The organism is Halobacillus sp. A1-3, from assembly GCF_050971765.1.
Lineage (GTDB): Bacteria > Bacillota > Bacilli > Bacillales > Halobacillaceae > Halobacillus > Halobacillus mangrovi_B.
Genome location: NZ_JBPCEO010000004.1, coordinates 178,430 through 200,730, shown reverse-complemented (window position 1 = coordinate 200,730; position 22,301 = coordinate 178,430). Strand labels below are relative to the sequence as shown.

Below are 22,301 nucleotides of genomic sequence, written 5' to 3'. Positions count from 1 at the left end.
ATAATCCCGAGTATTTTTATAAGAATAATAAATTTAAGAGGTGAATCATTATGAGAAAGCTAATTATTTTTGCCATTGTCGGCTTTTTTGCTCAATTAATCGACGGGGCGCTCGGCATGGCATATGGATTAAGTTCGTCCTCCTTGCTCCTTGCATACGGAGTTGCACCTGCTGTCGCATCTTCCTCTATACATATGTCAGAGATTGCGACAACCGCTATGTCTGGATATTCGCATTACAAATTCAATAACGTCGACAAGAAGTTGGTGCTAACCCTTGTCATTCCAGGATCAATCAGCGCTTTTGTTGGGGCAGCTTTTTTAAGCAGCCTTCCTGGTGAAGTTATTAAACCTTTCATATCCACATTCCTGCTTCTTCTAGGTGTTTACATTTTGTTCAGGTTCCTTTTTCTAAATCAGGAGTCTTCTGACAAGAAACAAACGCTCTCGTTGAAAAAGCGGTTTATTTATCCTCTAGGGTTTTTAGCAGGCTTTTTTGATTCAATTGGAGGCGGGGGATGGGGACCGATCAATACACCTATTCTACTTTCCCAAAAAGGAGCAACACCAAGAAAAGTGATCGGCACCGTAGATACGAGTGAATTTGCCGTAACGACCTCGGCAACGCTTGGATTCATCCTATTCCTTGGGTTAGATCAATTCAACTGGACCTGGGTGGCTGCGTTCGTTATCGGAGGAGTTCTTGCCGCTCCTCTTGCAGCCTGGCTTGTCCAAGTGATTCCGTCATTGATTCTAGGAGTTCTTGCTGGAGGATTTATTATCCTGACAAACCTAAGAACCGTTCTCCTTGCCGGGCAAATGGATCCGTCCTTACTATATGGTATTTATAGTGTATTAATTGTCGGATGGCTAATGGCGATTTTCTTCTCTATTAGAAAAAATACTAGATTTCGTCAATACAAAAAGTCCTACGCCGAGCAGCGCTAGATAAAAAATCGAGTTGTGAATCAAAAAATAAAGATTCACAACTCGTTCACATCAAGTCGGTGAACATATGAATTCCTTACATCTTGAAGGATACAAGGTCGAATTAAGGTTCTGTCCGTAAAGCTTCAATTATGTTCCTATACATCCATTTAGTTGATCATTCGGCTGCGATCCTCCCAAAATGATTTTCGAATAACAACCTTCTGAATCTTACCGGAAGCGGTCTTCGGAAGCTCCTCTATAAAGGAAACACTCTTAGGGGCCTTAAAATGGGCCAACTTCTCTCGGCAAAATGCAATGAGCTCCTCTTCTGAAATTGATTCTCCCTCTCTAGCTACCACTACCGCATGAGGAACTTCTCCCCATTTTTCATGAGGGATCGCTACGACAGCTGCCTCCAAAACAGAAGGGTGCTCGTACAGGGCCCCCTCAACTTCAATAGAAGAAATGTTTTCACCACCGCTTATGATCACATCTTTTTTCCGATCAACGATTTCAATATTTCCTCCTTCATCAACAATCGCCATATCTCCAGTATAAAGCCACCCATCACGAATGGTTTCGTTCGTCGCTTCAAGGTTTTTATAATATCCTTCCATCATCCCATTGGTTCGGGTGATAATTTCTCCAATTGTCTTCCCATCATGATTTACTTCTTCCCCGAGTTCGTCAACAACTTTCACTTTACTTCCAATCATTTCATACCCAGCCTTAGCTTTTAAAAGGTACTTTTCCTCAGGTGTCCGGTCAAGATCCATTGAACGCAGTTCAGATGTAGTAATTAATGGGGAAATTTCTGTCATTCCGTACACTTGTATGAACTTCCATTTTAGCTCCTCTTCTACTTTTCTAACAAAAGCTGGAGGTGGAGCAGACCCTGCAATAACTACTCTGACATCCTGTTCGATCTTAGGCTTTTTAGTTTCGAAAGCTTCTATGACCATATTTAGAACTGTTGGAGCCATATGTAGCACAGAAACTTTATGTTTCTTAACCTTCTCTAAAATTATTTCAGGGTCTGTTTTTCTGAGCATCACTTGTGTGGCACCATTCGCTGTATAGTAAAAAGGTGAACCCCAGCCATTTACATGAAACATCGGTAAAACGTGAAGAAGGCAATCCTTATCCGTCACTTGTAAGTGATGCATCGATGACATAGCATGCAAATAGTTGGCCCGGTGACTAAGTAATACACCTTTTGGATTTCCTGTTGTCCCACTTGTATATAATAATGAGGCGATATCAGATTCATCGAGTTCCCTCCGGTTAAAAGGTGCATTGGAAAAGTTATCAAGCCATCGCTCATAGTTATTTTTCCTCTCCGTATTCCCACCATGGATAAATACATGCTTGAGCTGAGGAAGGTCTTTTATAACATCTTCAATCAATGGAAAAAGCTCTTGATCTACGAAAAGCACTCTACTTTCACTATGCTCTAATATAAACCGATAGTCCGAAGGTTTAAGACGCGTATTCAATGGAGTCATGACAGCACCTAGCTGAAATACCCCATAAAAGCCTTCAAGCATCTCAGTCGTATTAGGAGCTAAATAAGCGATCTTATCCCCTTTTTGTATCCCTAAACTTTCTAGCCCTCTGGATAACTGGTTTACCCGCCCATTCAATTGTCTGTAAGTCAGCACACGTTCATCGTCAATAATTGCTGGTTTCTCTCCATACAAATCAACAGCCCGGTCTAAAAAATCGGTTAACACCAATGGTACTTTCACTCAATAAACACTTCCTTTCCATAAATAAAAGCGGTTTCATAGTTTTATTGTAATTATTTTGCTGTACTATATCAATGATAGATTTTTGTAACAGTACTTATAACAGATTTAGCTCATACATCATTGGTCTTAGTAGGAGCTCCGCCAATTTTAGGACTTGTTATTCCTCCATCCCACCGATTCGTAACAGCCCTTTTCTCCTTACTATGAATGTATAAAAGATTTGATAAATTGAAAGGGGATTTTTATATGAATACACGAGAAGTTGCAGTGATTATAGGAGCTTCAAAAGGACTTGGAAGAGCATTAGCACTTGCTTTTGCCTCTCAAGGTTATGACCTTGGAATCTGTGCAAGAAACGAGGAAGAATTGGAAAACACAGCAAAACAAGCGCAGGACATGGGTGTTCATGTGGTCAGTTTGGCTGCAGACGCCTCTACCTACAGAGAAGTGGATCGGTTTATCTCTGTTATAGAAGATGCATACGGAACAATTGATGTTCTAATTAACAATGCTTCTACTTTTGGACCTGGCCCTACTCTTTTGCTCGACTATCCTCACGAAAAATTCGAAGAAGTGATAAGGGTTAATACTTCGATTCCATTTCTCGTAACGAAGCGAGTATTGCCGGGGATGCTTACTCGTCGTTCAGGTTCAATTATAAATGTGACATCAGAGGTTGGAAAAATAGGATACGAAGGATGGGGAGCTTATAGTGTGTCGAAGTTCGGCGTGGAAGGTTTAACATCTGTCTGGGCAGATGAATTAGAAGGTACAGGAGTCAGGATCAACCTGGTTGACCCAGGAGAAATGGATACAAGCATGCACAATATCGCTGTTCCTGATTGCAATTATGACCTAGCTTCCCCTAAAGATGTCGTCGAGGTATTTCTATACCTTGCCTCTACAAAAGCAACCAACATCCATGGTAAGCGTTTTGAGGCTCAAGCTTTCGTTATGCATGGCGGGGAAAAATCATGAACACTATGCCTAAGACCTTTCAAATCCCAGAACACCTAAATGCTCACATCCCCGCTGAACATAGAGGTTTAAGACGGGATCAAGTTAAGATGATGGTTGTAGGAAAAGATAGAAACCCTGTACACAGTCGGTTCGAGCTTCTTGATCAATTTTTAAACACTGGAGATGTCCTTGTATTGAATAATAGTCGTACCATTCCTCCCGTATTAAGAGGAAGCCAAGGAAATAATTCTGTTGAAATTAGGTTATCCAGGAATTTATCCAGCAGTCAATGGGAGGCACTCGTCCTAGGGAGTGTGATAAATTCTAAACAGCCTATTTATTTTCCTGAGGGTGTGACGGCTCGCATAACGGGGTCAGGCTCTGAATCTCCTTTAGTTTCCCTATCCTTTTCAGAAGCTGGGAGTTCGCTTCTTTCTTTTATTTATCTCTATGGTGAGCCCGTTAGGTATGAATATATCGACTATCCATGGACCCTTGATACTTACCAAACGGTTTATGGTTCAGTACCTGGTTCAGTAGAAATGCCCTCAGCAGGGCGTGCGTTTACCTGGAAGATGATTAACTATTTAAAAACAAAGGGTGTACAAATCGCTTTTATACATCTTCATGCTGGATTAAGCTATTATGAAGAAGACCGCTGGCCTGATCCGAAGAATCACCCGGAGCCTTACCATGTTCCACAAGACACTGTAAAAATCATTCAACAAGCGAAGGATGCAGGGAAAAGGATTATTGCTGTAGGAACTACAGTCGTACGGGCATTAGAAACGTCTGTGAATGAAGAGGGTGAACTGTATGCAAGTGAAGGAAATACTTCCTTGTACGTTGACCATCATTATAAACATGCGGTCGTGGATGGTTTGTTGACTGGTTTTCATGAACCAGAAACCAGCCACTTGGATATGCTCTCCTCATTTTTACCAGTTCCTGCTCTGTTTAAAGCGTATGACGAAGCTTTACAATGTGATTATCTATGGCATGAGTTTGGCGACATGAATTTACTTTTTTCAAAAAGTGATCAATCATGAAATGGCATCACGCTGGAATTGAAACAGCCAGATTAACAGCTACGAAAAGATTTTACCAAGATGGTTTTGGCTTCGAGATTATAGATACGTTCACTTTTAATAACGAACGACTCGTCTGGATGCAAAAAGAAAAGCTCATTTTAGAATTCATAGAAACCAAACAGTCATCTCCTTCTAGTGTTCACTTTTGCTGGGAGGTTATTGACATCCATTATTGGGTCAAAAAACTGGCTCAAATCAATGTCGAACCAACTGAAGGACCTTACCAAATAGAAGAAAAAAACTGGATAAGTGTTTTTTTCGAAGGTCCGTCTGGCGAGGTAATTGAATTGTTAGAAAGAAAGAGGGAGCAGTTTTAGCTCCCCTTTTTTACATGGAGAACCTTACCTTTTTAATAAAAGAGCAAGGGAGAACTTAATTATACGGTCTACGAATATATGTATAAAGTTTAATAAAGTTAGGTAAAATTACCTGGTTAATAAACGGAAGAGCGTGGTATATAGATAGTAATAACAGATAAAAAACAACTTAGGTGGCTCAACCATATAGAGTTCGTTTCCATACGAACACTAACGTTGGTCTTTAAAAGGGAACACCATTCCTGTGTAAAGGATTACAAAAACTGCCCTTCATAAGACTAAAACGCCCGAATTCAGGGTTGAGCATAGATGTGTACATGTTAAAATAGTGCATTTTAAGATTCACTTTTTGAAAAGAGGTTGAAGACATTTTAAGAAAGATTGAATTAAGTAAGATCGAACAAGATTACAAAATGGACTTAACCATAAGCAGGAGGAAACGAATTCTTTCATGAATAATCCTTCAGTGAATAAGATAAGTGAAATTGGATCAAGGATGATTCAATATGGTTGGGTCACCTAAGTTGTTTTGCTTTGAAAGAACATCACATCCGTGGTGTTCTTTTTTTATGCTTGAAAGATGTTCACAATGAAAGTAAACCGTCTGGACGGTAAATTTTGCGATTTGAATTCCTTTTATTGTGTTACATAAACTTTAAACTATACCGTCCAGACGGTATTTTATAATCAACCGTTGGCTGAAAATTGAAAATTATTTTCTGTACTGATAGGATAAATAGGAATACCAATTAAGATAGTCGCGGAGGACACTTTGATGCCTAGAGGATCTAAACGAGATAAAATATTAAATGCTGCATCTGAAATTGTTCTAACACAAGGAACTGAATCCCTTACTCTTGATGCCGTTGCAGAGCTTGCTGAGGTAAGTAAAGGCGGCTTACTCTATCATTTTTCTAGTAAAGAAGCTTTAATTACTGGACTTGTTCAACGAATGGATCGCAGTCACAAGCAGACTGTAGAAGATGCCACACTCTCCGATAAAAAGAAGACTGGAAAATGGATAAGAGCATACATAAACACAACGTTCAAACAAATGGAGGAAAGCAAGGAGATTTCTGCTGGCCTGCTTGCAGCTCAAGCATTTGACCCAGAACTCTTGAAACCAATTCAAGAAACTCAAAAAAACTTTCAGAATCATATCCATAATGATGGGTTGGATGAAGTGCAAGCAGAAATATTAAAACTGGCGGCAGATGGATTATGGTTGTCAGAGGTTTTTGGTCTAAGAGGTTCGAACCAAGAGTTAAAAAAACGCGTGTATAACTCACTAATTAAACAGTCAAGGAAGTCAGATTGAAGACGAAAATCTCTGTATTCTACACGGGAAGAAAGTTTATTTGTTAAACAAAAAAAGACGCCGTTTTGGCGTCTTATTTTTGTTTTAATATAAATCGTTCAATTTGTCCCCATTCACCTTCATTCCTAAGGATTTCATATTGCCGGTCGCCAAATAAATCATAATGCGGAAACCGCGGGTCGTTATGAATCCACTCAGGTTTTAAACCATATTGTGCTCCCCACCTGCTCAGCTTTTCGATATCTGCGCATCCCACCTTTGTGACTGAGTCGCAGCCAGGAAAGCGTTCATCAAGCCAAAAATGAGTGATGATTGCAACTTCCCCTCTATTAACGGATTGTTTCCACTTACGAAGTTCTTCTCGTTTAACACCAAATGCCATTATACATGCTGCTCCATTGCCTCAAGATAAGCTGCATGCCAGTCTGGAAAACTTCTTCGTATGGAGACAGGTCTGAAGTTATCTTTTTTAACAATCACATGTTTCGTTTCACCCGAGACGGCTGTGTCTCCATTTTCATGCACAACTTCATAGCCATACGTCACCCGAAGGCCGTCGTAGTGTTTGACCCACGTTTTCACCTTCGTATCTTCACCATAACGTACGGGGTTCTTAAAGCTGATTTGAGCATCAATGACAGGGGAAACAACACCTTCTTTTTCTATCTCAGCATACTTGAACCCTAACGATTCAATGAATGCCGTACGTCCGATTTCAAACCATACGAGATAGTTGGCGTGATAGACCACGCCCATCATATCTGTTTCTTGATATCTGACTTGAATTGGTGTTTCAATCACTTTCATCCATCATGACTCCCTTCGTACGGTATTCCATGCTTTTTCTAAGTCCACTAATTCCAGTTCATTCATATCCTCTGCTTCATCTTCCATAATACGTATGGCCTGAAATTGAATGGCCTCATTCACTAAATTATTGACAAAACGTCCATTTCCTCTGATCCGGTGGTCTGTATATTTTTCAAGCAGGAACGATTCGGCCCATTCATTGAAATGATACCCGAAGGAATTCGCCTGATAATGAGTCATCTCGAGCAGTTCTCTTTCACTATAGTCTGGGAAGTGGAAATATTTTTTAAACCGTGAAGATAATCCCGGGTTGCTCTCAACCAATTGCTCCATTTCATGCTGATATCCTGCAAGGATGACCACAAGATTCTCATTATGCTTTGTCATTTCATCGACTAAGGTTTCAATCGCTTCCCTGCCAAAATCGTCCCGACCTCCGTTATAAAGGGCATAGGCTTCATCAATGAATAGGACACCACCCAACGCCTCACGGATCTTTCGCTTCGTTTTCATAGCGGTCTGGCCAACGTAACCAGCAACTAGGTCACTTCTTGATACAACAACTGTATGACCTCTTTTTAACAAACCACACTGCTTCAGTACGTCAGCATAAATTTCAGCAACCGTTGTCTTTCCTGTTCCAGGGTTACCAGAGAATACCGAATGCAGCTGAATAGGGACCACAGGAAAGCCTTTTTCTTTACGCATTTGCTGCGCTTTAACAAATGACGACAATTTCCGGACTTCAGCCTTTACGTTGTTCAAACCGATTAGTTCATCCAACCGCTCCATTGGAGACTTTTCCTCGTCGTCTGAAGACCCTTCCCATTGTAGGTCGTTTACATCAATTCGCATATGATCGAGCCAGTGATGCTTATCACGATCAGCTTCTGATGCCCCTTTTTGAAAGACAGTTTTCATGACTAGATTTTTCACCGTACGAGCGTTTCCGAAAGAATCATCTACACGTTCACGATCAATCAAGGAAGTAAATTCATTAAGCGCTCTTTCAGTGAAGAAAAAATCATTCTCAATCGCTGTCTGTTCAGCAATGGTTACAAGCTCATCCATCTTATAATCAGGCAGTTCGATGTGGTTCTGTTCAGGAAAACGACTTCTGAGCCCAGGATTTGACCATAGAAATTGACGCATTTCTTCTGGATAACCTGCTAAGATAACAGCAAATTTACCACCGAACTCTTTACCTGTCATAGCAGAAACGAGCGTATCTATAACAGCTTGGCCGTAATCATTACCTGTCTGTCCTTCCCTTTTCAAGCTGTATGCTTCGTCAATGAATAATACACCGCCTATGGCTTGCTTGACATAGTTCATTGTGTTTTCTTCACTTTGACCTACATAGGAGCCAACAAGATGCGAACGGTTAACTTCTACAACCTCTTTTGTGTCCAAAATACCCAATTCATGATAAATGTTTGCGAGCAATCGCGCTATGGTGGTTTTACCAGTTCCCGGGTTCCCTGTGATGATCATGTGAAGCCCAGGCTCATCCACCATGGAGAAGCCAAAACTTTTGCGCTGCTGCTGGTATTTTAAGAAGTGGTAATACCTTTTGATATAGGCTTTCACATCGTGTAAGCCTACCATTTGATCAAAGGATTCAAGTGGATTGCTGATGGACTGATCAGTCAAAAATTTTGGTAACTGCTTATATAATTCATCTTGATCGTCAGATAATTGACGAGTACGCTCGTTAATTTCTTTTACAGGAATACGAATCCTACGATTTTCGATTGAAGCAATAGCCTCTTCCATCATGACTTCCAATTCAGAAAGCTGCTCATATACATGCTGATAGAGCTTTAAACGGCTCGTAGCGTCGATAATGGTTTTTTCAGCGAGTTCTGAGTCCCATTGCTCTTTTAAATCTTTCACATCCGCATATATGGCTTTGGCTTTCTTTCCTTTTGCTGAATCGTGGTCTGTTTCGTGAAGCACCCATTGTTCTAGAGGCGTGCGTTTTAACAGGCTATATCCTTGCATCATTTGTTTTGATTCATACAGATCGTTCACTAACGTATGCGTTCTATCCAAAATTCTTGCTTCATCAATAAATTGATCAGCTAATGGATCGTGTTCAGGATGACGTTTGATCCGATGATAGGCAAGCGTTACGTATAGAAGAGCTTTCAATTCTGCATCTTCAATTTCTTGTTCATTTAAGTATCTTAATGCTTCCACCTCTGAGATCGGAGGCTGCTGGTCTAGAGTTTTCCAATTTTTTAATTGTTCTATCATCGTTATCACTTCCTTTCCTATCACCGGTTTTCATTTTACCATAGTACACCATTTATGTAGAAAAACTTGAATTATCCACTTAAAAAACCGCTTCTCAAAGTGAGAAGCGGTTCAATTACTTAATACTGCTGATTGCGAGCTTCGTCTTTAATTTCTTGACGCATAGCTTCAATGGACTGGTTACGTTTCTTGTTTTTTGCTTCAATGTTTCTCTTTTCTTCTTCTGTAGCAAATTCAAGAGCCTCATGGGAAGCTTCGATATTTTCAATCGTGTTGGTTACATTTTGCTGAAGACGATCTACATTATCAGCTCTGTTATCAGGATTCGGTTTATTTTCTTTGTTAGGCATATGCTGTTGTTTGTGGGACATTTCCGTCAACCTCCTATAGGTTCGATTGACTCACAAATACCAGAGTCATCGGTTACTTTTCCCTTAGTTCCAATGATTATACGAATACAAAATATTCCACCTCAGGTCATCCAATATCTGGATGACCTGAGGTGGAATATTTTGGATGATATTATTTATATCAAATAAAAAAAGCAAATCCCACACATTACGATGGGATTTGCTTTATACGATCATGGTGGCGTTTTTCTATACGATCATCGATTTGGTCCAATAACTGCTGGTCTTCTTGAATCGAGCGGATGTTTTCTTTTACACGCTCTTCAAAGGTCATCGAATTATGTTTTCTCATGGGAATCTCTCCTTTAATGTTAAGGATTCCCAATTTCGAGAAAAAATATCCCTATTTTAGCTTTTCTTTCATTTTTATCATAAAATCGTAAGTCATTGGCCCGACTTTTCTTGGTTGCTGCACAACACCATCCGTTCCAATAAAATAAGTGGTCGGTATGGAGATCGCTTGATACGTGTTGGTTATATCCAGATCCCTATCTAAAAGCACCGGGAAAGTATAGTCTCCTTTTTGTACGTATTCCTCGACAACTCCTACATTTTCTTCAGATGCTGTACCGTTTATAGCCAGCACCTCTACTTCATCTCCATATTCTTTATAAAACTTTTCCATCTCAGGCATTTCCTCACGGCACGGCGGACACCAAGTTGCCCAAAAGTTAATAAATACTTTCTTGCCTTGTAAATCAGATAGGCTGACAGTCTTGCCATCTAATGTTTCTAATGTAAAGTCAGGTGCCTTCTCCCCTATTTTCAAACCACTTGGTGCATTAGGAGCAGTCATACCCGCTCCTTCATTTACTTCATATTGCTCTTCAGTATTCTCTGTTGTTTCAGATTCCCTCTCATCAACCACGCTGTAAATGACTACTCCTACTAAAAATAATAAAAACAGGGTAGCAAATATTTGTTTGATCAAAATCGTATTCCCCTTTATTAGATCACATATCCTTGTCTTATTTCTATATATAAGAATAAAGAACATCTGTTATTCCTGTAAAGATAATGAATCCAAATACCGAGAATTTGTTAAAAATACAGAAAAACCGCCCAGAAGGGCGGTTTTCATGTGTGAAGTTAGCTTAATTTGTTACGTAGTACCATTTGAAGGATACCACCATGGCGGTAATAATCAACTTCTACTTCACTATCAAAGCGGGCAACAACTTCAAATTCCTTCTTGTCGCCTTCTTCATTCGTAGCTGTAACCTTAACAAGATCACGCGGTTTAACGTCTTCCCCAACTTCCACATCAAACGTTTCGCGTCCAGTCAATCCAAGAGAATCGATGGAATCGCCATCTTTAAATTGAAGCGGAAGGACACCCATCATAACTAAGTTTGAACGGTGGATACGCTCAAAACTTTCAGCGATTACCGTCTTAATTCCGAGTAGGTCTGTACCCTTCGCAGCCCAGTCACGAGAGCTTCCCATTCCATAGTCATTACCGGCAATGACCATAAGTGGGGTTTCGTCTTTCTGATACTGCATAGCAGCTGTATAAATAGGCATAACTTCTTCAGTTGGCCAATAAGTTGTGAATCCGCCTTCTGTACCAGGAGCTAATTCGTTACGAATACGGATATTTGCAAACGTACCGCGCATCATAACCTCGTGGTTACCACGACGGGAACCGTAAGAGTTGAAGTTACGAGGGCTTACACCGTTCTCAATCAAATATTCACCTGCTGGCATATCTTTAGGAATCGCACCAGCTGGTGAGATATGGTCCGTTGTAACAGAGTCACCAAATTTACCAATTACACGCATACCATTCAACGGTTTAACCGTTTCAGGATTCTTAGAAAGTCCCTCGAAGAAAGGCGGGTTTTGAATATATGTGGAATTGTCATCCCAGTCATACAATGGTTCATCTGTTGTATCAATTTCATTCCATTTCTCATTGGAATTGAAAACACTTTCGTATTCTTTATGGAAAATTTCTGGTGTTACGACACGAGCGATCTCTTCTTTAATTTCTTCCTGTGAAGGCCAGATATCATTGAAGAACACTTCGTTTCCGTCCTTATCTTTACCGATCGATTCATTTTTCAAATCGATATCAACCGTTCCTGCAAGAGCGTATGCGACTACAAGTGGTGGAGACGCAAGATAATTAGCTTTAACAAGCGGGTGAATACGGCCTTCGAAGTTACGGTTACCAGAAAGAACAGAAGAAACCGTCAGATCACTATCCGCAATTGCTTTTTCGATTTCAGGTAGCAATGGACCAGAGTTTCCGATACAAGTTGTACACCCGTAACCGACAAGGTTAAAACCAAGCTGGTTTAAGTAGTCCATCAATCCTGAATCTTCAAGATAGCGAGTAACTACTTTAGATCCCGGTGCTAAAGATGTTTTCACATATGCTGGAACATCCAGGCCTTTTTCAACTGCTTTTTTAGCAACGAGACCAGCACCTAGCATTACGTGCGGGTTGGAAGTATTTGTACAAGAAGTGATTGCAGCAATCGCAAGCGCACCTGTATTCATGACAGTTTTATCTCCACTTTCAAATTGTACTTCTACTTCTTTATCGAATTCTGATTTATCTAAACCAAATCCATGGTTTCCAGCAGGACCTGTAATTGCTTTTTCAAAGGAATCTTTCATTTGAGAAAGCGGGATCAAGTCTTGCGGACGTTTCGGTCCTGAAAGGTTTGGTTCCAGTTCTCCGAGATCGATTTCAACCAGTTGAGTAAAATCAGGATCTTCAAAGGATGGATCGTACCAAAGGTTATTCTTCTTGCAGTATTCTTCTACAAGAGCGATCTGCTCTTCACTACGTCCTGTTAGTTTTAAGTATTCAAGTGATTCTCCATCTACTGGGAAGAAGCCACATGTTGCCCCGTATTCTGGAGCCATGTTTGAAATCGTTGCACGATCAGCAAGAGGCATTTCTTGTAACCCAGGTCCAAAGAATTCAACAAATTTACCAACAACATTTTGTTCACGCAGTTTCTGCGTTACTTTCAACGCTAAGTCGGTAGCCGTTGTCCCTTGTGGGAAGCTTCCATTCAGTTTAACACCGATGACTTCTGGCGCTGGGAAGTATGAAGGCTGACCAAGCATTCCGGCTTCAGCTTCAATACCGCCAACCCCCCAACCAAGGACACCAAGTCCATTAATCATCGTTGTATGTGAATCGGTTCCTACAAGAGTATCAGGATAAGTATCTTGGGAGCCATCTTCATTCTCAATGGAATGAACGACGTTTGCGATGTACTCCAGGTTCACCTGGTGGACGATTCCAGTTGCAGGTGGTACGGCGCGGTAGTTGTCAAATGCTTTCTGCGCCCAGTGAAGGAACTCATAACGTTCTTTGTTTCGTTCAAACTCAAGCTCCATGTTTACATTAAGTGCGTCAGGCGTGCCATATTTATCAACTTGTACCGAGTGGTCGATAACTAGATCCACAGGTACTTCAGGATTAATTTCATCCGGACTTCCACCCATGTCTACCATTGCTTTTCTTAATGAAGCAAGGTCGACAACAGCTGGTACCCCAGTGAAATCCTGCAGAATAACACGAGAAGGTTTGAATGGTACGTCTTCCCCTTTAGATTTCTCAGTTCCCCAGTTTGCTAGACTCTCTACGTGTTCATCTTTAATCACACGTCCGTCATGCTGACGTAAGAGAGACTCTAGAAGGATACGGATGGAAAAAGGTAGACGGGAGATCTTACCATGTCCCGCATCTTCTAAGGCTTTTAAATCGTAGTAGTTGTACGTTTTGCCATTTAGGTCAAATTGTTTGCGAGCATTGTATGCATTGCTAGCCATATTCCTTTTTTACCCCCTCATCATAATTTAAATGGTGAAGCCGAATAACCGGCGACGCCATTCCCCAATTGAATAAATTTGATCCCTTATTTCAAGACAAGTTCACAAATCCCAACCTTTATTGTAAATGAAAACGATTTATAAGTAAAATATTTATCTGCACAATTTTTCTGAATTCGACACTTATTGAATGATCATTCTCACTGCTGTTCTTGTATTTATAGTCACAAGCTTTTATAATAAAAAAGAATTAATTTTTACTTAGAAAACGAAACAGGTGATCATATGTCAGGTGGGTTTGCCTTCTTCATCGTCGGATGGATCGTCATCATGGTAGGTTTGATGACAATAGGTGGATACTTTATGTTTAGGAAGTTTCTTAAGCGTCTACCTAAAGAAGATGGAAAATCAATCATAGACTGGGAAGAATATTATGTTGATCAGACACGTCATATGTGGTCCCAGGACCATAAAGATTTGCTGGAGGAACTCGTCTCACCCGTACCGGAAATATTCAGGGATGTAGCCAGACAGAAAATTGCAGGAAAAATTGGTCAGATTGCTTTGGAAAAGAGAAAGAAGAAAATAACACAGGATATCTTGATAGAAGGATATATCTTAGCTACACCAAAAAGGGATCACAAGTTTCTTATCAAAAAACTTGAAGAAAAAGAAATCGATCTTTCCCCTTACGAACCGCTTCTTGAACGCTCATACAAAGCGACATAAAGTAAACACATGGGTTCACCCATGTGTTTTTTATTTATTTAATAAATTTCAGGTTGAAAAAGAGTGTGAATCATAAGGATTCACACTCTTTTTGCTACGTTTTTTTTTGCGTCTAGTGTTTTTTCAAGACGTAAGTATTGTTTCAGCATTGCCAATCGCCAAGTAAAAATCATTCCGAAGGCGAGTAAAAAGAACATACCGCTAGTTTCCCCAAAGGAAACCGTTTGACCTATGACCAGTTTCAAGACAATTCGAAGAACCAATAACCCAAATAAAATGAATATAAAGGCTTTAGAAGGTTTTAAATAGATGGCCCCTTCACGTACCTCCAATTTAGACGTACGTATTAGAAATACTGAAAATAAAGCACCAACTACTAGTGCTTCCAACACCTGTGTCCACTCCACGCGAAACACAGGAAACACAAACATAAACGCTCCTGTACTCATGAACAATGGAGGGAGAATGATTTTTTTTACGCTTGCTGGGCGCTTAGCAGCCCTCAGCCGGACAAATATCATTGCTGTGGCCATACCAGCTGCCACAATCGTGCTTGCTATCAACCAAAACATACTGTTTCACTCTTTCTTCTCTGTCCATTCATGAATAGTTTAACATAAGTTCAGTCGCCTTAGAGTTCACGTTTTAGATTAGGCTTGCTCTGACTCTTCACAGTCATTAGCGATCGTAAGAATGATCGTCATCGTTACCCCTATTACTGTCAGGTACACGCCAAGGTCAAACAATAGCGCTGTAGCAAGCTCTGTTTTCCCAAGGATCGGCAGCTGGAAATAAGCAAATGTTTGACTGAGAAATGGCTCTCCGAATACGAATGATCCAATACCAGTTGCTAATGCGATCATTAACCCTACTGGAATAACGTAACGGAAGGTGACGGGAAGTATCTTTTGCATAGCTCTAAAGCCGTAAGCCATATACATTAAAACAAATGCAGCAGATGTCATTAATCCGCCTATGAAACCACCGCCGGGTTTATTGTGTCCCGCAAAAAATAAGTAAATGGAAAACCCTAATAATATGAAAGCAATTAGTGTAGTCGTTGTTCTGAGAATAATGTCATTTGTTCGGGTCATACGTTTACTCCTTTATGTTTTTTTTCAATACTACCATCATAATATATTATTTCACGAAAATCTATGCTTTAAAAGCCTTGGAACCCACCGAACAAGCCAGAAAGATAAGATGTAAGTTTTGTGAGCCAATCTAAATATAGAGCAATTCCCATGAAAATCATGAAATAACCACCAATTTTCACGATCATTGCACTGTTTCTTTTAATCCAATCTAACTTCCCTACAAAAAACGATAGAACTAAAAACGGGATAGAAAATCCTAAGGAATAGGCAATCATCATAACAAGAAATAAATCTGGCTGATCCACCCCTAGTGCCAAAACAGCCCCAAGGATCGGTCCGGTACAAGGTGTCCACCCAAGAGAAAAAGTAAGACCGATAATGAATGACCCCAGATAACCGGCAGGCCGATTCTTAAATGTAATTTTTCTATCTCTCATAAGGAATTTGAAATTAAATACTCCAATGATAACAAAGCCGAAAAAGATGATTAATATTGCCCCTAGTCTACGGATGATATCTTCATTTTGAATCATAAATTGCGCAAAAAAGGATCCTGAAAGACCAAGAATCAAGAATATCGTTGTAAAGCCTAGTAGGAACAGGATTGTATGGATCAAGCTTTGTTTTTTTAACATCCCGTTATCTTCCCTTAATTCATTAACACTCATCCCAGTTATATAAGATAAAAACGCAGGGAAAAGCGGCAGCACACAGGGGGAGATGAAAGATAAAAATCCAGCTCCAAATGCTAAGAAAATGTTTACTTCTGACATGTGTGTTTCCTCCAAAGTTGTACTAGGTATTTATTGTATCAGAACAAAGATGAAATGACGATGAAACCGCTGTGAACATTAACAAAGGTATGTATGAATAAAGTAAAAAGCCCTCTTTCATTTGGAAAGAAGGCTTTAACGAATTATTTCATTTGGTTGTTCATAGAACGCATCATTTGGTTGATTTTCTTCTGTGATGGTTTCTGACCCATCTGCATCATTAAAGTACGCAGCATTTGTTCATTAATAGGTGGGTTTTTCTTCAAGTAGTTCATCATATATTTTCTCGCAATGAAAAAGCCAAGGGCTACACCGCCGAGAAGTGTCAGTAGGGCAATGATGACAACCCATACGATCCCCAAAGTCATGTCTTCGTCTTCCTCCTTCGTGTTGTCTCCCATAACAGTATAGTAAAACGTTAACAGAAATACAATAGTCGTTTCACGTTAATAGGCACTGACTTGCCAAAGGCGAAATCCAGCCATAATGCTCGCCATTCTTTTCAACAATGAAAAACGATTGAGAGGATGTTCTTAATGGCTGAAAAACGTCCTTATTTGCCTGCCAGAGACTATCACACTGAAAAAGACAACAATAGTTCTTATTATCCATTATACCACAGAAAATGTCGTTATCGAAGAATGGAAAACTGAAGGAGATACTTTTTCTTGAGGTGTTTCCTTCTTGAATACAATCCTCAATCCACTCTTTAAAAGGAAACAATTCTGAGATGTAAGAAAACTGCTTTATATATGTAACAGATTTTGAATTCCTCACAAATTCAAGGAAGAAGCGTTTCATTAATTCCACTTTATTATAATAGTGCTGGGCGATTTCATCCTTAATTGAAAATATGAAGAATTGCATTGACTTTCACTCCTTTTTTGTATTATATCGATGACATCTATTGATAATCTGTCACTTTATGTCCGGAGTCTAGACCGAAGTTTGTCGAAATACGAAAAAATTAAAACTACTAAAAACAAAAAAAGCTGCTGGTATTAGATATACCAGCAGCTTTTACAAATTGCTTTATTTCATAAGATTTTCGGCATGTTTGACAACGTTGTCGACGGTAAAGCCATAATTTTCAATAACTGTATTACCTGGAGCAGATGCGCCGAACTTATCAATGCCTAGCACTGATCCATCCAACCCTACATAACGCTCCCAGCCAAATGATGCAGCCATTTCAACGGCAAGACGTGTACGCACATTAGATGGCAACACTTCCTCTTTGTACTCTGCGCTTTGCGCATTAAATCGATCGAAGGAAGGGACACTTACGACGCGAACGTCATAGCCTTTCTTCTTCAACTCAGACTGCGCTTCTACAATCAACTGAACTTCGGAACCAGAAGCAAGCAAGATTGCATCAGGATCTTTTTTGTCAGAGTCACTTAAAATGTAAGCACCATGCTTCACACCTTCATACGCTTTCTCTGCTGTACCTTCCAGTGTAGGGAGTCCTTGACGTGTAAGAACAAGTGCATTTGGAGTTGTATTTGATTCAAGCGCAAGTCTCCACGCAGCACTCGTTTCATTTCCATCAGCAGGACGGATGACAGAAAGGTTTGGCATTGCACGAAGAGAAGGAAGCTGTTCAATCGGTTCATGTGTTGGACCGTCTTCTCCTACCGCAACTGAGTCATGGGTAAATACATAGTTCACTGGCAAATTCATAAGTGCTGAAAGACGAAGTGCTGGACGCAGATAGTCGCTGAATACAAAGAACGTTCCTGCATAAGCTTTCAGACCTCCGTGAAGCGCCATACCGTTCATTGCGGCAGCCATGGCAAATTCACGAACACCAAACCAAATGTTACGTCCTGCGTAGTTCTCACGAGAGAAGTCTTCTTCTTCTTTGACAGCTGTCTTGTTGGAACCAGCAAGGTCAGCACTTCCTCCAAAGAAATTCGGGATTTCTTTAGAAAGCGCATTGATAACTTCTCCAGAAGCTGCACGGGTAGCTGGGCTGTCTTCACCAGTTGTAAAGGTAGGAAGCTGTTTTTCCCATCCTTCTGGAAGCTCATTGTTGATCGCTGTTTCAAATTCAGAAGCAAGTTCAGGATAAGCTTCTTTATACTGCTTCAGCATGTCATTCCAAGCTTGCTCTTGCTGTTCTCCATTTTGCTGAACTTTTTCTTTAAAATCAGCGTAAACTTCCTCAGGAACGTGGAATGGTTCATGCTCCCACTTATAGTATTCTTTCGTCTTCGTAACTTCGTCTTCACCTAATGGTGCCCCGTGAGAAGCAGATTTACCAGATTTAGTAGGCGCACCGTAACCGATAACGGTTTTCACTTCAATCATTGTCGGTTGATCTGTATTTTGCTTTGCTTTTTCAATCGCATTAGTAATTTCATTGGTATCGGTTCCATCTTCTACACGAATCACTTGCCAGCCGTAAGCCTCATAGCGTTTCTCAACACTCTCACTGAAGGAACGGTCAAGGTCTCCATCCAGGGAGATATCGTTAGAATCGTAAAGGACGATTAATTTTCCTAGTCCTAAGTGACCTGCAAGGGAAGCTGATTCTTGAGAGACACCTTCCATTAAGTCACCGTCACCGCAAATAGCATACGTGTAATGGTCAACTAGATTGTAATCGTCACGGTTGTATTTTGCACCAAGGTGAGCCTCTGCCATAGCCATACCTGTAGCCATAGCCAACCCTTGTCCAAGTGGGCCTGTAGTCGCCTCTACCCCATCAGTGTGGCCATATTCAGGGTGTCCTGGCGTATTTGAACCCCATTGGCGGAAGGATTTTAGATCATCGATTGTCACGTTGTATCCAGACAGGTGTAAAAGGCTGTATAGAAGCATTGAACCGTGTCCAGCTGACAGAACAAAACGATCACGGTTGAACCACTCGGAATTATTTGGGTTGTGGTTCATGAATTTCGTCCAAAGTGTGTAAGCCATTGGGGCTGCCCCCATCGGCATACCCGGGTGTCCAGAACTCGCTTTTTCTACTGCATCAATAGCTAAAGTACGAATTGTATTAATAGAAGTTTGTTCAAGGCTGTTTGCCATAATCTTCATTCCCCTTTCTCAGGTATATGTACCATGTATTATCCTATAATGAAAATTGATTTGAAACAAGCAATCGCACAACTTTTTCAATAATTCCTTTTAATTCTTGCCTAATTTTCCCTTAATCGGATTTCTTAAACAAAAAATCCGCACTTTTTTAAGTACGGATCTTTTGTTTAATTTTTTTTCTCGTTCTGCTGCATTTGTTTCAGCTTGTTAGGGGTTACATCATTTCCTAAAGGATCAATGACTTTAACACCCTTCAACTGATTTTTGAATGATTTACGAGCATTCTTCAAATATTCCTGACGAAGCTTTTGCTGCTCATCTTTCTCAGCTTTCGTAAGCTCTTCTTTTTTTGATTTATTAGCTAGTTCATTTATACGATTGATTTTATCTTTCGATAGCATAGTTAATACCCCGCTTTCTTAATGTGGGTTAATGTCGTTAAGACAAGAAAAAGACAAGAGGCTATTCACCCTTGTCTACATTATCGTAACTTGATTGACTTTGTTTTTCAAGTGATACGTATTCCTGATACCTGCGGTGAACGGTGGCTTTCGATACATCGTAGCCCACTCCTCTTAGAGTTGACGCAATGTCTTTGAAAGTCAACTTGTTACGGCGTAAGCGAATGACTTCCTCAATAGGAAATTCAATCCTCTCTCTCCCCGAGGCCATGTCTTTATTTGAGAGATTCTCAGCTGGGTTGTATCCATCTTCCACAGCTTTCTTCATTCCTCTTCGGATTTTCATATTATGTATTTTCCTTTGATATTCTTCAACAATACCTACAATTTGGAGAACCATCGAATCTGACTCTGAAATTTCCAATTCACCTTCATGAGACAACGAATAAATCCGAACGTTAAGTTTATTTAATTGATGGAATAAAGCAATCTTCGTATTCCCTCTTCCAAGCCTTGTTTCGTCCTGAATGAGAAGGGCATCAGCGCTACGATTGGAAAAGTATTCAAGCAAGCGGAAAATACCTTCCCGTTCGATCTCATAGCCGCTTGCCTGTTCCTCTATACAATCTACAATTTCCATTTCATGATGCTCGGCCATACGCATCAATTCAGCTCTTTGTCTCTTCAAAGAAGATACCTGAGCTTCCTTTTCTGTACTTACTCGACAATATAGAACGACTCTCATAATGTCTGGTCTCCCTCTTCTAAAGTTACTTTAACAAGGATATTACAAACTATCCTGTCGTGACCATAGAAAAGTATAAAAACGCTAAACTCGCTACGAATAATACTAGATACGTGAGATCAAGCTTTGATAGTTTGTTAAACATTTAAAACCCTCCATTTTTTGAGAACCTACGTTCTTAAGAACTTATGTTCGCGTTTGGTTAATTTTAATTATATACGAACACAGGTTCTTGTCAACCGTTTTTTCGAACGCTTGTTTGTATTTTAAATATAGGCATGGTACAATGTGGTTACTATAATCCTATGTACGAGGTGGCAATCTATGAGCAAACTTTCGAAGCGGCAGCAAGAAATACTAGATTTTATTAAAGAACAAGTACTATTGAAAGGTTATCCTCCCTCTGTTCGGGAAATTGGTCAGTCTGTGGGTCTAGCATCCAGCTCTACAGTCCATGGACATCTATCAAGACTAGAGAAAAAAGGATACATCCGCAGGGACCCTACGAAGCCTCGCGCGATTGAAGTGATAGAATTGGAAGAAGATCATAGTATTCCTCGTAGTGAGGCTGCCTATGCTCCGGTTATTGGTAAGGTTACGGCAGGTACGCCGATTACGGCTGTTGAAAACATAGAGGAGTATGTTCCTCTGCCGGATACGCTGGCTGGATCCGATGACAATACTTTTGTCTTGATCGTTCAAGGAGAAAGTATGATTGAGGCCGGTATTCTTGATGGTGATATGGTGGTTGTGAGACAGCAGCAGACAGCCCAGAATGGTGATATTGTCGTTGCTATGACAGAGGATGAAGAAGCTACTGTAAAGCGGTTCTTTAAAGAAAAAAATCACATTCGTCTACAGCCTGAAAATGCCACCATGGATCCGATTATTCTTAATGATGTTTCTATTCTTGGCAAAGTGGTTGGTTTATACCGTACTGTACATTAAAAATGAGACGAGCCGCTGCTCGTCTCGTTTTATTAATATGGGCTTTATTATACCAAACAAAAAAAGAGACTCTCCTAAGAGAGTCTCTTTTTTACACTTAACGTCTTATTTTTGAACGTTAGCTGCTTGTGGTCCACGGTTACCTTCAACGATTTCAAAAGTAACAGTTTCGTTTTCTTCTAAAGTTTTAAATCCTTCGCCTTGAATAGCAGAGAAGTGTACGAATACATCGTCTTGACCTTCTACTTCGATAAATCCAAATCCTTTTTCTGCATTAAACCATTTAACATTACCTTGTAACATGTTGTTACCTCCTGCGTGGAACTTTTTCCACATTGTATTACTATTATTGCTCTGCATATTCATTCAAGACGAAAGTGACTTAAAAGTTACTTTTGCTTTCATTCGTAAACGAACAAGAATAATTAACTCTAACTATATCACATACACCAGAAGAGTCAATAGTTGGAAAGCAATCAGGCAAAAATAATTTATTTATTTGCGTTTAAGTGATAAGTTAAAGACTTGGCTCACCCTAATACTTGAATAAAGTGAACGAATAAGTCATGCTCCTACGCCTCTGGTATTGGTTATCGGAAAAGCAGAGAGAATATTTTCTGTGTGGAACGCTCGCACCTCCTTCCGATTGAAGCAATAGGCAAGAATGTAAATCTCACGAATAGCAATGACTCGGATCATCCATTGAGTAAGCTTCCCCTGGCTGGATAGATAAATAATATCAATTTTTTCATTTTCTTCTTTCGAACGGACCATTAAATTACCCATTGGTATCACCCCTCCCATAAAACGAACACTTGTTCTTATATTTATTATATGGAGTGGATGTCTTTTTGTACACTAGAAATATGTAGTAATTTTCGCAAATGAAAAACCCTCGATCCTTAAAATCGAGGGTTTTCCTA

At 40.1% G+C, this 22,301-nt stretch carries 25 protein-coding genes; 7 read left to right on the top strand and 18 right to left on the bottom strand.

The features are described 5' to 3' along the window. Nucleotides 1-50: 50 nt before the first annotated feature. Nucleotides 51-947: a sulfite exporter TauE/SafE family protein gene (locus ACRYKC_RS08830; RefSeq protein WP_433806368.1), complete on the top strand. Its 897-nt coding sequence runs from the start codon at nucleotides 51-53 to the stop codon at nucleotides 945-947. A 149-nt stretch (nucleotides 948-1,096) separates the two neighbouring features. On the opposite strand, the gene ACRYKC_RS08825 is transcribed toward ACRYKC_RS08830, so the two are convergent. Continuing rightward, nucleotides 1,097-2,677, bottom strand: a complete 1,581-nt coding sequence (locus ACRYKC_RS08825; protein WP_433806367.1) for a long-chain-fatty-acid--CoA ligase — start codon at nucleotides 2,675-2,677, stop codon at nucleotides 1,097-1,099. A gap of 249 nt (nucleotides 2,678-2,926) precedes the next feature. On the opposite strand from ACRYKC_RS08825, the gene ACRYKC_RS08820 reads away from it, so the two are divergent. From ACRYKC_RS08820 to ACRYKC_RS08805, 4 genes are all read left to right on the top strand, one after another. After that, on the top strand, nucleotides 2,927-3,658 hold the full coding sequence (locus ACRYKC_RS08820) for an SDR family NAD(P)-dependent oxidoreductase (protein ID WP_433806366.1): 732 nt from the start codon (nucleotides 2,927-2,929) through the stop codon (nucleotides 3,656-3,658). Further along, nucleotides 3,655-4,689: an S-adenosylmethionine:tRNA ribosyltransferase-isomerase gene (locus ACRYKC_RS08815; protein ID WP_433806365.1), complete on the top strand. Its 1,035-nt coding sequence runs from the start codon at nucleotides 3,655-3,657 to the stop codon at nucleotides 4,687-4,689. Before ACRYKC_RS08820 ends, ACRYKC_RS08815 begins: the two co-directional genes overlap by 4 nt. Further along, a complete protein-coding gene (locus ACRYKC_RS08810) occupies nucleotides 4,686-5,048 on the top strand; it encodes a VOC family protein (RefSeq protein WP_433806364.1) in 363 nt (120 codons plus the stop codon). The genes ACRYKC_RS08815 and ACRYKC_RS08810 overlap by 4 nt, the downstream gene beginning before the upstream one ends. 775 nt (nucleotides 5,049-5,823) lie before the next feature. Continuing rightward, a complete protein-coding gene (locus tag ACRYKC_RS08805; RefSeq protein WP_433806363.1) occupies nucleotides 5,824-6,366 on the top strand; it encodes a TetR/AcrR family transcriptional regulator in 543 nt (180 codons plus the stop codon). A gap of 73 nt (nucleotides 6,367-6,439) precedes the next feature. Here the strand turns inward: ACRYKC_RS08805 and ACRYKC_RS08800 are convergent, their stop codons facing one another. The 7 genes from ACRYKC_RS08800 to acnA form a co-directional block, all read right to left on the bottom strand. Continuing rightward, entirely contained in the window at nucleotides 6,440-6,748 is a 309-nt protein-coding gene (locus ACRYKC_RS08800) for a hypothetical protein (protein WP_433806362.1), read from the bottom strand. Next, entirely contained in the window at nucleotides 6,748-7,173 is a 426-nt protein-coding gene (locus tag ACRYKC_RS08795) for an acyl-CoA thioesterase (RefSeq protein WP_433806361.1), read from the bottom strand. The genes ACRYKC_RS08800 and ACRYKC_RS08795 overlap by 1 nt, the downstream gene beginning before the upstream one ends. A gap of 3 nt (nucleotides 7,174-7,176) precedes the next feature. Then, entirely contained in the window at nucleotides 7,177-9,435 is a 2,259-nt protein-coding gene (locus ACRYKC_RS08790; protein WP_433806360.1) for an AAA family ATPase, read from the bottom strand. A gap of 119 nt (nucleotides 9,436-9,554) precedes the next feature. Next, the gene (gene tlp / locus ACRYKC_RS08785) at nucleotides 9,555-9,806 is read right to left on the bottom strand and encodes a small acid-soluble spore protein Tlp (protein WP_433806359.1); all 252 of its coding nucleotides are present in this window, start codon (nucleotides 9,804-9,806) and stop codon (nucleotides 9,555-9,557) included. 187 nt (nucleotides 9,807-9,993) lie between these two features. Continuing rightward, a complete protein-coding gene (locus ACRYKC_RS08780; protein ID WP_433806358.1) occupies nucleotides 9,994-10,137 on the bottom strand; it encodes an FbpB family small basic protein in 144 nt (47 codons plus the stop codon). Nucleotides 10,138-10,188: 51 nt separating this feature from the next. Beyond that, on the bottom strand, nucleotides 10,189-10,776 hold the full coding sequence (locus ACRYKC_RS08775; RefSeq protein ID WP_433806357.1) for a TlpA family protein disulfide reductase: 588 nt from the start codon (nucleotides 10,774-10,776) through the stop codon (nucleotides 10,189-10,191). 158 nt (nucleotides 10,777-10,934) lie between these two features. Continuing rightward, nucleotides 10,935-13,640, bottom strand: a complete 2,706-nt coding sequence (acnA, locus tag ACRYKC_RS08770) for an aconitate hydratase AcnA (protein WP_433806356.1) — start codon at nucleotides 13,638-13,640, stop codon at nucleotides 10,935-10,937. Nucleotides 13,641-13,925: 285 nt separating this feature from the next. Between acnA and ACRYKC_RS08765 the strand changes: the two genes are divergently transcribed. Next, complete coding sequence (locus ACRYKC_RS08765) at nucleotides 13,926-14,369, top strand: DUF2621 domain-containing protein (protein WP_433806355.1); 444 nt, start codon at nucleotides 13,926-13,928, stop codon at nucleotides 14,367-14,369. 80 nt (nucleotides 14,370-14,449) lie between these two features. Here ACRYKC_RS08765 and ACRYKC_RS08760 read toward each other — a convergent pair whose 3' ends face one another. The 8 genes from ACRYKC_RS08760 to ACRYKC_RS08725 form a co-directional block, all read right to left on the bottom strand. Beyond that, nucleotides 14,450-14,941, bottom strand: a complete 492-nt coding sequence (locus tag ACRYKC_RS08760) for a CcdC family protein (protein WP_433806354.1) — start codon at nucleotides 14,939-14,941, stop codon at nucleotides 14,450-14,452. Nucleotides 14,942-15,019: 78 nt separating this feature from the next. Next, nucleotides 15,020-15,463 (bottom strand): Na(+)/H(+) antiporter subunit B, encoded by a 444-nt coding sequence (locus ACRYKC_RS08755; protein ID WP_433806353.1) that lies wholly within the window; start codon nucleotides 15,461-15,463, stop codon nucleotides 15,020-15,022. Nucleotides 15,464-15,531: 68 nt separating this feature from the next. Next, a complete protein-coding gene (locus tag ACRYKC_RS08750) occupies nucleotides 15,532-16,239 on the bottom strand; it encodes a cytochrome c biogenesis CcdA family protein (protein ID WP_433806352.1) in 708 nt (235 codons plus the stop codon). Between the two features lie 143 nt (nucleotides 16,240-16,382). After that, nucleotides 16,383-16,601 (bottom strand): YneF family protein, encoded by a 219-nt coding sequence (locus tag ACRYKC_RS08745; protein ID WP_198162777.1) that lies wholly within the window; start codon nucleotides 16,599-16,601, stop codon nucleotides 16,383-16,385. Nucleotides 16,602-16,680: 79 nt separating this feature from the next. Then, the gene (gene sirA / locus ACRYKC_RS08740) at nucleotides 16,681-17,106 is read right to left on the bottom strand and encodes a sporulation inhibitor of replication protein SirA (protein ID WP_433806351.1); all 426 of its coding nucleotides are present in this window, start codon (nucleotides 17,104-17,106) and stop codon (nucleotides 16,681-16,683) included. Between the two features lie 165 nt (nucleotides 17,107-17,271). After that, entirely contained in the window at nucleotides 17,272-19,275 is a 2,004-nt protein-coding gene (gene tkt / locus ACRYKC_RS08735; protein ID WP_433806350.1) for a transketolase, read from the bottom strand. Between the two features lie 176 nt (nucleotides 19,276-19,451). Beyond that, complete coding sequence (locus tag ACRYKC_RS08730; protein WP_433806349.1) at nucleotides 19,452-19,685, bottom strand: DUF896 domain-containing protein; 234 nt, start codon at nucleotides 19,683-19,685, stop codon at nucleotides 19,452-19,454. Nucleotides 19,686-19,746: 61 nt separating this feature from the next. After that, nucleotides 19,747-20,430 (bottom strand): YneB family resolvase-like protein, encoded by a 684-nt coding sequence (locus ACRYKC_RS08725; RefSeq protein WP_433806348.1) that lies wholly within the window; start codon nucleotides 20,428-20,430, stop codon nucleotides 19,747-19,749. 324 nt (nucleotides 20,431-20,754) lie between these two features. Here ACRYKC_RS08725 and lexA point away from each other — a divergent pair, with 324 nt between their 5' ends. Then, nucleotides 20,755-21,378 (top strand): transcriptional repressor LexA, encoded by a 624-nt coding sequence (gene lexA, locus ACRYKC_RS08720; protein WP_433806347.1) that lies wholly within the window; start codon nucleotides 20,755-20,757, stop codon nucleotides 21,376-21,378. 105 nt (nucleotides 21,379-21,483) lie between these two features. Here lexA and ACRYKC_RS08715 read toward each other — a convergent pair whose 3' ends face one another. Together ACRYKC_RS08715 and ACRYKC_RS08710 are read right to left on the bottom strand one after the other, a co-directional pair. Further along, the gene (locus ACRYKC_RS08715) at nucleotides 21,484-21,681 is read right to left on the bottom strand and encodes a cold-shock protein (RefSeq protein ID WP_035553249.1); all 198 of its coding nucleotides are present in this window, start codon (nucleotides 21,679-21,681) and stop codon (nucleotides 21,484-21,486) included. A gap of 261 nt (nucleotides 21,682-21,942) precedes the next feature. Continuing rightward, entirely contained in the window at nucleotides 21,943-22,164 is a 222-nt protein-coding gene (locus tag ACRYKC_RS08710) for a hypothetical protein (protein ID WP_433806346.1), read from the bottom strand. Between the last annotated feature and the right edge of the window lie 137 nt (nucleotides 22,165-22,301).

What these genes read in the sequence shown, in the direction of transcription:
- ACRYKC_RS08760 (WP_433806354.1), bottom strand. Translation starts at nt 14,941, where the DNA reads ATGTTTTGGTTGATAGCAAGCACGATTGTGGCAGCTGGTATGGCCACA.
- ACRYKC_RS08755 (WP_433806353.1), bottom strand. Translation starts at nt 15,463, where the DNA reads ATGACCCGAACAAATGACATTATTCTCAGAACAACGACTACACTAATT.
- ACRYKC_RS08795 (WP_433806361.1), bottom strand. Translation starts at nt 7,173, where the DNA reads ATGAAAGTGATTGAAACACCAATTCAAGTCAGATATCAAGAAACAGAT.
- tkt (WP_433806350.1), bottom strand. Translation starts at nt 19,275, where the DNA reads ATGGCAAACAGCCTTGAACAAACTTCTATTAATACAATTCGTACTTTA.
- lexA (WP_433806347.1), top strand. Translation starts at nt 20,755, where the DNA reads ATGAGCAAACTTTCGAAGCGGCAGCAAGAAATACTAGATTTTATTAAA.
- ACRYKC_RS08800 (WP_433806362.1), bottom strand. Translation starts at nt 6,748, where the DNA reads ATGGCATTTGGTGTTAAACGAGAAGAACTTCGTAAGTGGAAACAATCC.
- ACRYKC_RS08830 (WP_433806368.1), top strand. Translation starts at nt 51, where the DNA reads ATGAGAAAGCTAATTATTTTTGCCATTGTCGGCTTTTTTGCTCAATTA.
- ACRYKC_RS08710 (WP_433806346.1), bottom strand. Translation starts at nt 22,164, where the DNA reads ATGGGTAATTTAATGGTCCGTTCGAAAGAAGAAAATGAAAAAATTGAT.
- ACRYKC_RS08810 (WP_433806364.1), top strand. Translation starts at nt 4,686, where the DNA reads ATGAAATGGCATCACGCTGGAATTGAAACAGCCAGATTAACAGCTACG.
- ACRYKC_RS08725 (WP_433806348.1), bottom strand. Translation starts at nt 20,430, where the DNA reads ATGAGAGTCGTTCTATATTGTCGAGTAAGTACAGAAAAGGAAGCTCAG.
- tlp (WP_433806359.1), bottom strand. Translation starts at nt 9,806, where the DNA reads ATGTCCCACAAACAACAGCATATGCCTAACAAAGAAAATAAACCGAAT.
- ACRYKC_RS08815 (WP_433806365.1), top strand. Translation starts at nt 3,655, where the DNA reads ATGAACACTATGCCTAAGACCTTTCAAATCCCAGAACACCTAAATGCT.
- ACRYKC_RS08715 (WP_035553249.1), bottom strand. Translation starts at nt 21,681, where the DNA reads ATGTTACAAGGTAATGTTAAATGGTTTAATGCAGAAAAAGGATTTGGA.
- ACRYKC_RS08765 (WP_433806355.1), top strand. Translation starts at nt 13,926, where the DNA reads ATGTCAGGTGGGTTTGCCTTCTTCATCGTCGGATGGATCGTCATCATG.
- ACRYKC_RS08820 (WP_433806366.1), top strand. Translation starts at nt 2,927, where the DNA reads ATGAATACACGAGAAGTTGCAGTGATTATAGGAGCTTCAAAAGGACTT.
- sirA (WP_433806351.1), bottom strand. Translation starts at nt 17,106, where the DNA reads ATGCAATTCTTCATATTTTCAATTAAGGATGAAATCGCCCAGCACTAT.
- ACRYKC_RS08730 (WP_433806349.1), bottom strand. Translation starts at nt 19,685, where the DNA reads ATGCTATCGAAAGATAAAATCAATCGTATAAATGAACTAGCTAATAAA.
- ACRYKC_RS08780 (WP_433806358.1), bottom strand. Translation starts at nt 10,137, where the DNA reads ATGAGAAAACATAATTCGATGACCTTTGAAGAGCGTGTAAAAGAAAAC.
- ACRYKC_RS08805 (WP_433806363.1), top strand. Translation starts at nt 5,824, where the DNA reads ATGCCTAGAGGATCTAAACGAGATAAAATATTAAATGCTGCATCTGAA.
- acnA (WP_433806356.1), bottom strand. Translation starts at nt 13,640, where the DNA reads ATGGCTAGCAATGCATACAATGCTCGCAAACAATTTGACCTAAATGGC.
- ACRYKC_RS08750 (WP_433806352.1), bottom strand. Translation starts at nt 16,239, where the DNA reads ATGTCAGAAGTAAACATTTTCTTAGCATTTGGAGCTGGATTTTTATCT.
- ACRYKC_RS08790 (WP_433806360.1), bottom strand. Translation starts at nt 9,435, where the DNA reads ATGATAGAACAATTAAAAAATTGGAAAACTCTAGACCAGCAGCCTCCG.